This is a genomic window from Mucilaginibacter aquatilis (assembly GCF_009755275.1).
Lineage (GTDB): Bacteria > Bacteroidota > Bacteroidia > Sphingobacteriales > Sphingobacteriaceae > Mucilaginibacter > Mucilaginibacter aquatilis.
The window spans coordinates 155,283-167,411 of the sequence record NZ_WQLA01000003.1 but is presented as its reverse complement, the minus strand read 5'-3'; the positions used below and the strand labels follow the sequence as shown (position 1 = coordinate 167,411).

The window sequence follows — 12,129 nt, the reverse complement described above, 5'->3', positions numbered from 1 at the left end:
TAAAACTACGATAATTTAATATTTTGCTAAAATTTAAAGTGTTACCATGGGTATCATCACTTATAATTTACAATTCATAAAAAAGGAACTGCAGCATTTAAACAGCAGCCAACTGACTGATTTATGCCTCAGGCTAACTAAATACAAGAAGGAAAATAAGGAGTTATTATCCTTCTTACTTTTCGAAGCGCACAATGAGTCGGGTTATATCGACGGCGTAAAAGAGGAAATGGATGATCTCTTTCTTCAAATGAACAGCCATTATTTTTACCAGGCCAAGGGTATGCGCAAAGTTCTGCGCTTGGTTACCAAGCATGCAAAATTTATGGCATCAAAGCCCGCCGAAATTGAACTACTACTACACTTTTGCAAACTATATATAAGCAAGGTAGAAAAAAAGATTTCATACAAGCCCTTAAAATTACTGCTACACCGCCAGCTTGAGAAGACAGCAAAACTAATAAGCGGCCTTCACGAAGATTTGCAATACGATTATAAAAATGAACTTGAAAGTACGGCATCACAAGCTGATGCGCAATATGCCTGGATTAATAAGCAGGATTATCTGTAACAATTGCTATGTTTAGCTCTCTAACACATATAAACTAAAAATCAACTAATCAGTGGCAGATAAAGATGCTGCTTTCAGGCAGATATTCGAGTCAAATTCAAAAAAGATATTCCGCTTGTGCTACGGTTATACCGGCGACGAGGATGCGGCTCATGACCTGCTACAGGAAACTTTTGTAAAGGTTTGGCAAAACCTTAATAAGTTTCGTAACACGGCCATGATTTCAACGTGGATTTACCGGATTGCGGTAAACACTTGTTTAACTTACCTACGTTCAGAAAAAAGACAAGCTAAGGAAGAACTGACTCCGCAATTTGCCGAAACCCATAGGGAAGAATTATCAGAAAAAAATGAACAGGTTGCCTTGCTGTATAAGTGTATAGCAAAGCTTGAAGAATCAGAAAGAATTATTATTACAATGGTGCTTGATGAATTGCCTTACCCGGAAATTGCAGATATATCGGGTATATCTGAAGGCAATTTAAGGGTTAAAATTCATCGTATTAAACAGAAGCTAACCGATTTATATAATCAATATGAAAGACTTTGAACACCTGCTATCGGTTTGGCAAGAACAACCAAAGCAACCCAGGCTTTCGGTGGATGATGTGCTGAAACAGGTTAAACGTGGAGTTAATAAACTGGGCATTGGCGTGCTTTATGGAATTATTGCCATAACAGTTGCTATCATTTTTACGGGCGGATTGACGTTGTTCGCTATTTTTGAAAACAGGTTAAGTTACATAGGCCTGTTTGTAATGTTGTTTGGTATGATTTCATACCTGGTGCTGCAAATTGGCGATTACCGTACCATAACGCGGCATGATGTAACGCTCAACCCAGCGGCTTATTTAAACAGCTTAAAAGAATATCAACAACGGCGCGCCTACTTAAACGGACGCTTTTACTACGCTTTTGCTTTAATGATATGTGTTGGCGTATCGTTATACACAGTTGAGGTATTTGCAAATAAACCCTTATTTTTCAAGGTATTATATTACACCTTTTGTGGTGCTACAATTTTGTTTACCACATTTTACTTAAAAGATAAATTTATAAAGCGCGAGCAGAAACGGGTAAGTTATTTAATTGAACGCCTTGAACGTTTAGAAGGCCAGTTTGAATAAATACTATAACAACGGCGATAATAATCTCGCTAATCTCTCGGGTAAATGCTTATACCATGGGCGTTGCTCCCATACAGCTGCGTCAATTTGTACTGAGTTTTTAAGGTCGGCTTTAAATACGTCTTCCAGTTGCCTGGCAGTGGTTTCGTCATAAATTATAGTGTTTACTTCAAAGTTTAGGTCGAAGCTACGGTAATCCATATTTGCTGTACCTACAATACATAGCTTGCCATCAACCACCATGGTTTTAGCATGTATAAATCCTTTGGTGTATTGATAAATTTTAACGCCGGCGTCCAACAGGTCATCATAATAAGACTTGGCAGCATAATCAACAAACAAACTATCTGAGCGATGAGGCACTAACAGCGTCACTTCAACGCCGCTCAGTACCGCCATGGTTAATGCGTCAATCAGGCTATCGCCGGGTATGAAATAAGGCGTAGTAATGCATATCTTACTCTTTGCCTGGCTTATGGCGCTCAATAAAGAAAGCAATATGGTTGAAAATTCCGAATCGGGCCCACTTCCAACCACCTGCACAGTAACATCGTTACCCGCTTCGGCATTTAAATTAAAATAACCGGGATTAGGTTCCAGATACTTATCCGAACAAAAATTCCAGTCGCCAATAAACAAATACTGTAAAAAGTACGATCCAGGGCCATCTATTCTTAAATGAGTATCGCGCCAATATAATTTATCTGTGTTTCCGGGTGGGTTTATGTACCTGTCGCTTACATTTATACCACCGGTAAAAGCTGTATGACCATCAATAACAATTATTTTGCGATGGTTGCGGTAATTTAGACGGTTTGCAAGCGCTAAAAATAATATCCTGTAAAAGGGATAAGCCTCTACGCCCGCCTGCTTAAGCTCATCAACCAGGCTGCTACGGATAGACCTGCTGCCAAAATCATCATAAATAAAACGGACCTCTACTCCCTGACGTGCTTTTTCAATGAGTACTTCTTTTATTTGCTCACCAATGTTGCCGTCTTCAAAAATATAATACTCAATATGAATATGATGTTTGGCCTGCTTTAAGGCATGTAAAACATCTTTGAATTTTTCTTCGCCATTAATAAGCAATTTTACCTTATTTCCACCGGTTAAGGGGCTCCAGCTGTGAGTGAGTGATAGTTGGGCAAGCCTCTCAAATTGCTTTAACTCTGGTGATGCGTTTTGAAGCCGTTTTTCAAACGCCAGCGTAATCCGATCCTGTATCTCGAGTTGAAGTTGCGCGTCCTTTACTATTTTCTTGTCGTAAAGCTTGCGCTTACGATAATTTAAACCAACAGAAAAGTAGATGATTGCCCCCACTATGGGCAGTACAATAGTAAGCAGAAGATAAGCAAGAGTTTTGGATGACGACCGCGTGTCGTAAATGATGCGAACGCAAACTGCAGTTACGCCTAATATGTAAAGTATTTCGGTTAGAGTTATCCAGCTGGGGTGCATGTTTTATATAAACTTTGGGAGATTACGCTCCACGCCGCCAAACTTAAACACAAACCGGATAACAACGAGTATGTTTAATCAATATTTCAAAACGCAGACACCTTGCTTAGAAAAAAACACCGCTGCTTCAAGGGCGGTGCTCTTTTTGAAACTATTATTATTAACTCAAACAAAGAACGTGAAGCAGTATTTTAGTAATATATTTAGGGGATTGCGTTTATAATATGATGCGATAATACGCATAAAGTTGCATTGTAAACAAAATTTAACAAATACTTAACACCATATAACTAACATTTAGCGTATAAAATAGATTTATAACAAAATAATATTTTGAACCAACTAATCTCTTAGTGAATTTCAAAAATCAACCGAGTTACAAAGCATTTTTGAAATCCTCAAAAATGATGCGCCGTTCAGTTATCAAAACGAGTTTTTCGGGACAATTATTATCATTTTCGTTATGATTAACCTACGCGTGGTGATTAACTCACTTCGTAAACAGCAATTATCGTCGCCAACGAGCGCCATCATTAAGTGAAATGGCAAATCCTTCCAAATAAAATATTTTTTAATTTTTTTTCTTTAAAAGCCATTGTTGTAAAGTCTATCACGGGTTTATAACGAAAATAGCCCGTTGCAGCACCTTAGACTGCATTTATGTTTTTACTACATAGAGTGAAGACGGGTATTAAAAAAGTACAATTTAATACACTGACATTCAGGCAAAAATTAATCTTTCTGAAAAAAGTAAAAACTTTTAAGCAAAATAAACTTTATAGCAGATGGCACTCAATCTATCAACTTAACACCTATGAAGTTTTTTAGTACTAAACTTTTTTTGTGCACAACACTTGTACTAAATGTGGCAGGTGCATATGCACAGCAAATACCTGATACGGTAACAAAGCCCAAGCCCCCACCTAATGACACCACTGTAAAACCCCCGCCTGTAACCGTATCACCAGCTAATCAAACGCCCACACCACCATCCAGTCCTGCTGCTACCAGACAAGACACTACCAAAAAACAAACCATTTCCGGAATTGTAAAAGATGAAAAAGGACAGCCCCTGCCCGGTGTTGCCGTGCGCGTAAATGGCAGCAATGCCGGTGCTACAACCGGGGCCGATGGCCAATTTAGCATTAATGCAAATCCAAACAGTACCATACAATTTGCCTTCGTAGGCTACAACACCCAGTCGGCACGCGCTACAGGCAAAAATCAACTTAATATTACCCTTCAGCCTCAAAATCGTACGCTTAATCAGGTAATTGTTAATGGCTATTCAACGCAAAACAAACGCGACCTTACCGGAGCCGTTTCGGTAGTTACCTCTGCCGATATTGAAAACCTCCCTGTTGGCGGTGTCGACCAGATATTGCAAGGTAAAGCGGCCGGCGTAGCCGTTACCCAAGCTACAGGTGCACCCGGCGAGGGCATTGCCGTACGTATACGCGGTGTGGGTACAATCAATAATAACAATCCGCTTTATGTAATTGATGGTGTTCCATCTACCACAGGAATAAATCAAATTGCCACGGCCGATATTGAGAGTATAAATGTACTCAAAGATGCATCGGCAGCTTCCATTTACGGCGCCCGGGCCTCTAATGGTGTAGTAGTGGTTACCACAAAAAAAGGTCGCCAGGGACCGCCACGTTTCAGCATACAGCAGTATACCGGCGTGCAAACCCACGGCAATTTAATAAAGATGGCTAACACGCAGCAATACGTATCAGCATACAATGCAGCGGCTCAGGCTGATGGTCGTGCGCAAATTCCGGCATCATTAACATCAGGCCTACCAGATGTTAACTGGCAAAAAGAAATTTTAAAACCTGCCATTATCAACAACACCAACCTGTCTATAAATGGTGGCAGCGAAAATAGCAGCTACATTGTATCGGCAAACTACTTTAAGCAGGACGGCCTTATTAAAAATAGCGCTTACGACAGATTAAACCTGCGCACAGGTATCAACAGTAACCTGTCAAAAATATTCACGGTAGGAACCAACATCAACCTATCATATTCAAAAACCAAACAAGTAGGTACATCGGGTGACGGTTTTGGCGCAGGTAACCAAGGAGCCAGTGTGCTGCGTTACGCCTTATTCCGTACACCTGCTACACCGGTTTATAAAGCTAACGGCGACTATGTTGACCTGCCCGAAAATCCTGCTTTTTTTGGCGATGGATTAAACCCTGTAGGCTATGCCGATAACTTTGACCGCAACTTTAATGCTTATGGTTTAATTGGTAATGTTTTTGCCGAAGCCAATATAATTAAAGGCTTAAAGGCGCGTACGTCATTTGGCGGCAACCTTGTAATTACAGATTTTAAGCAGTTCTTTAAAATTTGGGGATCTGACAGGGCTATTAATTCGCCCGGTAGTTTAGCACGTTCAAATGCCAACCAGTTTGATTATAACTGGACCAACACCCTAACCTATAAATTTGATGTTGCCAAACACAACGTCACCATACTGGCAGGCAGCGAGGCCATTAAAAGCCGCACTAACGGTTTATCGGCTTCAAGATCTATATTTCCTAACCAAGACCCCGACTTCCAATATCTTGATAACGGTATAGGCGTGCAGCAAAACGGCGAAAATGAATCGCGCTGGGCGTTATTCTCGTTGTTTGGCCGTGTTGATTATGGCTTTGCTGATAAATACCTGGCCAGCTTCACCGTTCGTAGGGATGGCTCTTCACGTCTTAACCCTAACAATCGTTATGGCAACTTCTACTCCGGTTCGGTTGGCTGGCGTTTAGATCAGGAAAGCTTTATGAAAGATATTAAATGGCTTTCGTTACTGAAATTACGCGCGGGCATTGGCCAAACCGGTAACCAGGAAATCAGCAATTATGCCTATACTTCATTAAACTCCCTGGTGGGATTCTACCCTTTTGGAGGTACATCAGTAATAGGCAATTCACTCACCTCACGTGGTAACAGCAACATTACCTGGGAAAGAAGCACACAAAGCAACTTTGGTATTGATGCCGCTTTCCTGAACAACGACCTTCAAGTTACCGCCGAATACTTCATTCGCAACAATACCGACATACTGTTCTCTAATCCGCTGCCGCCAAGTGGAGGCTCTGGTGCAAGTCCGTTTGTAAATGCCGGTAAAGTTCAAAACAAAGGTTTTGAGCTGGAGGTGTCTTACCGAAAACAACTATCAAAGGATTGGAAGATAGATTTATCAGGCAATTTGGCCACGCTGAACAACAAAGTCATTTCTCTGGCTGGGTCACCAATTGTTGGAGGACGTGTTGATAATGAATACTACGCAACATTGACCAACGTTGGCCAGGCCATTGGTGCGTTTTATTTACTGCCAATGGACGGCATTTTTCAAAACGAACTGGATATTTTCACTCATGCTTACCAAGGGGCAGGAATTAAACCGGGGGACGTAAAGTATAAAGATACCAACGGCGATAACGTTATTGATGAGCGTGACCGCGTGTTTGCAGGTAGTCCAATCCCAAATCTTACTTATGGCTTTACGGGCAATGTAAGTTTCAAGAATTTTGATTTAAGCTTATTTTTCCAGGGAGCACATGGCAATAAACTTTACAATCAGGCCCGCACTGATATTGAGGGCTTTTACCGTGCATTTAACGTTACCGAACGGGTAGCAACCGGCAGCTGGACCGGTGCCGGCAACACCAATGAGTTTCCGCGTTTAACCTGGGAATCGGCATCATCAACCAATAACAAACGCCCGTCTACACGCTTCCTCGAAGATGGATCGTACCTGCGTTTAAAAAACGTACAGCTAGGTTACAACTTTGGCAGCGCTATGATGTCTAAGCTTAAAATGTCGTCGTTACGGGTTTACGTAAGCGCGCAAAACTTATTGACGTTTACTAAATACACCGGCCTCGACCCTGAGCTCTATACCAACAGCAACTCGGCAGGTGATGGCGTGCGTGCAGTGGGTATTGACTGGGGTACCTACCCTTCGGCCCGAACTTATACCGTTGGTGTTAACGTTAACTTTTAATCTCATGAAAAAAAGATACATTTTACCTGTAATACTTGGGTTAATGGCTTCTACGAGCTGTAAAAAGTTTTTGGATGAGCCAGCTTTAGGTTATTATTCTAACGAAGACCTTTTTGCTAACGATGCCACCGCCCGCACCGCCATTAATGCCGCTTATATACCTTTAACCTTTAGCGATGCTGCTGCCAACCCGCTTTGGGTGTTGGGCGATGTAGCAACTGATGACGTTGTTATAGGCGGTAACGCCGGCGAACAAGCTGATTATACCAGTGTTGACCTTTACAACATTTTACCTGCAAATGCCGCAGTACAGGCACTATGGGCGCGCTATTATGATGGCATTGGCCGCTGTAACATTGTAACGGACGGTTTAGCTGCCGAAAATACAGGCACTTCGGCCGAGGTACGTAAACTACTATTGGGCGAAGCGAAGTTTCTACGGGCTTACTATTACTTTAACCTTACCAACTTTTACGGCAACATACCTTTGCGCTTAAACGTTACCACGCAACAAAATGCGGCCATGCCGGCCAGTACACAGGCTCAGGTTTACACTCAAATTGAGAAAGACCTAACCGAGGCCGCAGCAGCGCTACCTGAAAAATGGACCGCCACTAATGATGCAGGCCGCGCTACAAAAGGAGCAGCGCTTTCCCTTTTGGCAAAAGCATCTTTATTTCAAAAAAAATATACCGAAGCGGTAAATTATGCCAATCAGGTTGAAGCTTTAGGCTATGCGCTTACCGATAACTTTATGGACAACTTTAACGCATCGGCTAAAAATAATAATGAGGTTATATTTTCGGTGTGGCATATACGTAACGCCCAGCCTTTACAAGGTAACAGCTTAAACTACTGGTTTGCGCCGCGCGATTTGAATGGTGCAGGTGTATTTTACCCTACCCAAAACCTGGTTGATAATTTTGAGGCAAACGACCCGCGGCTAGATATGACCATTGCACGTACCGGAAAACCTTACTATGATTCAGAGTTTAAACCGGCATGGTCAACAACAGGATATTTGTCAAAAAAGCATATTCAGCCTTTAAGTGAAGTTCCAACAACAACTAAAAACGATGGGGCGCTTAATTACGAAGCTATCCGCTTGGCAGATATTTTATTGGTGAAAGCTGAAGCCTTGAATGAACAAAATCAAAGTTCGGCAGCACTGGTACCGTTGAACAAAGTACGCGAACGAGCACGCAAAAACTATAGTGGTACTGCACCCGCAGGTTTGCTTGCTAATATTACAATTACAAATCAAGCGCAATTGCGCACACTTATTCAACGCGAACGACGCAGCGAATTGGCCTTAGAGTTTCAGCGCTTTTTTGATGTGATGCGTTACGGGCAAGGGTATGCGGAAGCTGCTTTAAAACCAAGCGCACCTAACTTTAATTACACTACTAATAGGTTCTTCCCTATTCCGCAAAATGAACGCAACACTAATCCGGCAATAAACTAAGAATTGAACAGGCTTATGATTTTTCAAATAAACAGATCAAATACGCTTACTTCCTTCGCTATTGGCCTTGCTACAACTGTTGTTGTATTGTCGGGGTGTAGTAAGGATGATAACGAACGCGATGTTAACTCTAATAAAGCTGAGCTTAAAAGGCTCACAGATTCGGTTAATGCCGTATATTCGAACGCACCGGAGGGCCGTGATGTTGGTCAGTACCCTAAACAGGCGCGCACAGAATTAAAAAAGGCCATTGACATGGCCCATACAGTAAATACCGGCGAATACACTCAACAGGAAGTAAATAGCGCCTTCTCCAGCTTGAGGCGTGCCGTTAGCGCATTTAGCCAGCGGGCAATTGCCGAAGTAGCCGCCGAAAACCTGATAGCTAAATGGCTGTTTGCCGGCAACACATTAGATGCAACGCCTAACAAGCACGATGGAATTTTAAAAAGCGGGATCATTGGAACCGAAAAAAGCCCTGTTGATGGCGGTACGCTACCCGTACTGACAACCGATAGGTTTGGCCAAACCGGCAACGCATACGAATTTAGTAATGGTGCTTACATAGAGGTACCTTATACTGCCAGCCTTAACCCTGAGGTAATGAGCATAAGCTTGTGGGTAAATCCTAAAGAAACCTTTGGTGACAACTATATGGTATCGCTAAACCGGTGGAATGGTTTCAAATTTCAGTTACAGACCGATAACTTTCTGTTCCTGACCATGAAAGCTACTACAGCTACTTATGACCGCGACAGCAATCCGGGTAAGATGACCGTAGGGCAATGGCACCATGCTGTGGTAACCTTTGGCAACGGTGCAATAACCTTTTATGTTGATGGCGTTCAATCAAAAACCGAAAGCCTTTTAGGTACATTGGCTAAGCTTACATCTCCTATAAATTTGGCTATTGGTCAGCAGTTACCTAAAGACAAGTTTAACTTTACAGATAGTAGCAACCCAAATTACTTTTATGGAGGCTCGTTTTTTAAGGGCTCGCTAGACGATATACGCTACTATAACAAGGTACTTAGCGCCGATGAAGTTGGACGCATTTATAACAACGAAAAGCCGGATTAATCCGGCTTTTCGTTGTTTATGGAAATTGTGTTTAGCTCCACTTTATTACAATATCGCTTTCCCCGTTTACAACGTACTCCAAACGTTTTTTACTGCTTTTTAAGCACTCTACTACGCTTTTTTGTCCGTTGCTAACACTTTCAATTTTGAATACAGGCAAAGGTTCGTCGCCATCATGAACAATGCACAGCCTGCAACTAAGTACACTGCTGCCTAAAACCTTAAACGCTACTTTATTTTTTGAAATCTTCTTTTCTGCAACAGGATAATCAATAAACACCATAAAGTGCTGATTTGGTAACCTTGTGTACTGCCGTGGTATTATACCAAAAGCCAAACCCGCTCCGTAAACCTCTTGTCCAACACTTCCCGACTTCTCCCATCCGTCATGAATGTCCTCTAAAGCTATCCACAAATTTGGATCGAGCTCCCCTGTCTTCACCTCATCCGCTAACATTTCTTTTGGTAACATTGGTGGGTAGTAATATATGGCTCTGTTCACTATATACCGTACAAACTCAGCCAACAACAATTTCACCGATGGAAGAACATCCACTCCATTGGCATAACTCAAATACTCATGCACACCTGCATAAGCCTCCTGCTCTTCGTATACAGCCGTGTAAGGTGCATCGCTTAGCGGAAACAACTCAAAAAAGCTTGGGAAGTGCTTACCATAACCGTATGTACATTCCCAAAGTGCTACATTTTTGAATATGTTAGCCAAAAATAAATAACTCAGGTTTAGATAGAGTTCCTTTTTGGTTTCTCTGTATAATAAAACCATGGCCTTAGCTGCAAACATGGTGTTATTAGCCTGGTAAAAAATGTCAAAGCCATAGCGGGTCATTGTTTTGGCAGCGTTCTCTGCTTCCTGAAAGTATTTTTTGTCACCCGTTATTTCCCATACCTGTAGCATTACGTGTGCATAAAGCCCGGCTACGTCTTTTTCGCCGCCTTCACCCGGCTTTGCTTCTTCCTTAACCGTTTCAAGCGTGTCCATACGGTAGAACACAGGCCACTCGTATTTAAAATGATGAGCCACTTTTATAGCAAAGTCTACCGATTTAAGCAACAAATCCTTAGCCTCCTCATCACCTTCAGAAGCAAGGCGGGCAAGGTTAAGCAGCGGATGATGGAGATACCAGGAGTCCATTACCATAGGTACCTTTTGCTCTTCAGATTCATCAAGCATGTGCTCTTCGGTAGGCAACCAACGCATCACCGTTTTTAATTCGTCATTATAAAATGATGGCAGGCCTTGCTTAATATCTTGCTCGATTGAACAGTCACGTTCACTCCATTTGATGTACTCCGTAACCGGAAGCAATACCGCCAGTTGTACCATTATTTCGGGTGGAGTATTATAATCTGATACATAAGCATTCAAATATGGATGCCCGCTACGGTGCGACCAGCAACCCTTGTTAGTTTGCAAATCATGCAGGGCGCTATTTAGTATGTCAAGATAATTGTGATACTCGGTATCTGGTCGTGGCAGCAGCAGGTATAGTTGCGCCAGCGAGTTCATAAAGCCTTTGGCAACCTCAAACTGATCATTGGGTGTTTTATCAGAAAAACAAACATAGGCATCAGACAGGGTATAAACCTGTTGTGCCTTCATAGGTTTCTCGGTTGCGGGGGGCAGGCTTAAACCCAACTCTGGCCATTGCCCTCCTACTACATTGCCTGCCGAAGTTTCCGTATCGATGTTATAGGCGCCAAGTGATGTTAAGTTTTGAAGGTATAAAAATGAAAGGCCCTCAGGCTTGGTCACCCCTGCATATACGAGGCCAGACCGGGTTCCGGTTTGCGAAATATACACATCACCTTCTGTGTCACTTATACTTCCGTTTTTGCCCGTTATAACAATATCCCTTGGCCAAAAAGGCACAACAATGTCTTCAGCGGGTTTAAATTCAACTTTGTAATGCAATATGGTTTCGTCTGCACTTGGCCATTCAACTTCGATAATATAGTCACCAGATACAGCACTACAATTAATTTTCAGGGTGTTGTCATTGTCCGTATCTATATCAACTCCGGTGAAATCAGTTACCGAAAATGCTGTACGGAAACCAATTCTGATTCCGCTGTTATTTGTTACAACAATCCATAAGGAGTTACCATGATTTTGTAACTTAAATCCGAAATCTTCAATTGTGCGTTCATACAGAACTTCTTCCTTGGAATGGGCAATTTCATTAGCAGCAGCTACAGCCCATATTGAACTTTGGTTAGACATTTTAAGTGTGACAATTTAAATTGTTAGACATTGATTCAGCTTCATTAACTTAAAGCATGTATGAAATGGGTTTTTCGGAACGTATGGCAACAAGAACTGTTGCTGACATCAGCAAGTACGGAGGATAACAATGGCACACAACTTTAAGTTTTACAAAAAACT

At 42.0% G+C, this 12,129-nt stretch carries 8 protein-coding genes; 6 read left to right on the top strand and 2 right to left on the bottom strand.

Annotation, left to right across the window (positions count from 1 at the left end; translation table 11 throughout):
• Window positions 1-46 precede the first annotated feature (46 nt).
• Genes GO816_RS08510 through GO816_RS08500 form a run of 3 tightly spaced genes read left to right on the top strand, consistent with a single transcriptional unit; the run spans window position 47 to window position 1,698 of the window.
• Window positions 47-571 (top strand): hypothetical protein, encoded by a 525-nt coding sequence (locus GO816_RS08510; protein ID WP_157541214.1) that lies wholly within the window; start codon window positions 47-49, stop codon window positions 569-571.
• 52 nt (window positions 572-623) lie between these two features.
• Window positions 624-1,121, top strand: coding sequence for an RNA polymerase sigma factor (locus tag GO816_RS08505; protein ID WP_317163611.1), 498 nt, complete (start codon window positions 624-626; stop codon window positions 1,119-1,121).
• Window positions 1,108-1,698 carry a hypothetical protein gene (locus tag GO816_RS08500; protein ID WP_157541211.1) on the top strand — a complete coding sequence of 197 codons (591 nt, stop codon included), beginning with the start codon at window positions 1,108-1,110 and terminating at the stop codon, window positions 1,696-1,698. Before GO816_RS08505 ends, GO816_RS08500 begins: the two co-directional genes overlap by 14 nt.
• 3 nt (window positions 1,699-1,701) lie before the next feature.
• Here GO816_RS08500 and cls read toward each other — a convergent pair whose 3' ends face one another.
• Window positions 1,702-3,159, bottom strand: a complete 1,458-nt coding sequence (gene cls, locus GO816_RS08495; RefSeq protein ID WP_157541209.1) for a cardiolipin synthase — start codon at window positions 3,157-3,159, stop codon at window positions 1,702-1,704.
• A gap of 814 nt (window positions 3,160-3,973) precedes the next feature.
• On the opposite strand from cls, the gene GO816_RS08490 reads away from it, so the two are divergent.
• From GO816_RS08490 to GO816_RS08480, 3 genes are read left to right on the top strand one after another with little or no spacing between them, the layout of a single operon-like run.
• Window positions 3,974-7,177 (top strand): SusC/RagA family TonB-linked outer membrane protein, encoded by a 3,204-nt coding sequence (locus tag GO816_RS08490; RefSeq protein WP_157541206.1) that lies wholly within the window; start codon window positions 3,974-3,976, stop codon window positions 7,175-7,177.
• A gap of 4 nt (window positions 7,178-7,181) precedes the next feature.
• Entirely contained in the window at window positions 7,182-8,642 is a 1,461-nt protein-coding gene (locus GO816_RS08485) for a RagB/SusD family nutrient uptake outer membrane protein (protein ID WP_198171458.1), read from the top strand.
• A 15-nt stretch (window positions 8,643-8,657) separates the two neighbouring features.
• Window positions 8,658-9,722, top strand: coding sequence for a LamG domain-containing protein (locus tag GO816_RS08480; RefSeq protein WP_157541201.1), 1,065 nt, complete (start codon window positions 8,658-8,660; stop codon window positions 9,720-9,722).
• Window positions 9,723-9,753: 31 nt separating this feature from the next.
• Here the strand turns inward: GO816_RS08480 and GO816_RS08475 are convergent, their stop codons facing one another.
• A complete protein-coding gene (locus GO816_RS08475; protein ID WP_157541198.1) occupies window positions 9,754-11,967 on the bottom strand; it encodes a hypothetical protein in 2,214 nt (737 codons plus the stop codon).
• Window positions 11,968-12,129: the final 162 nt, after the last annotated feature.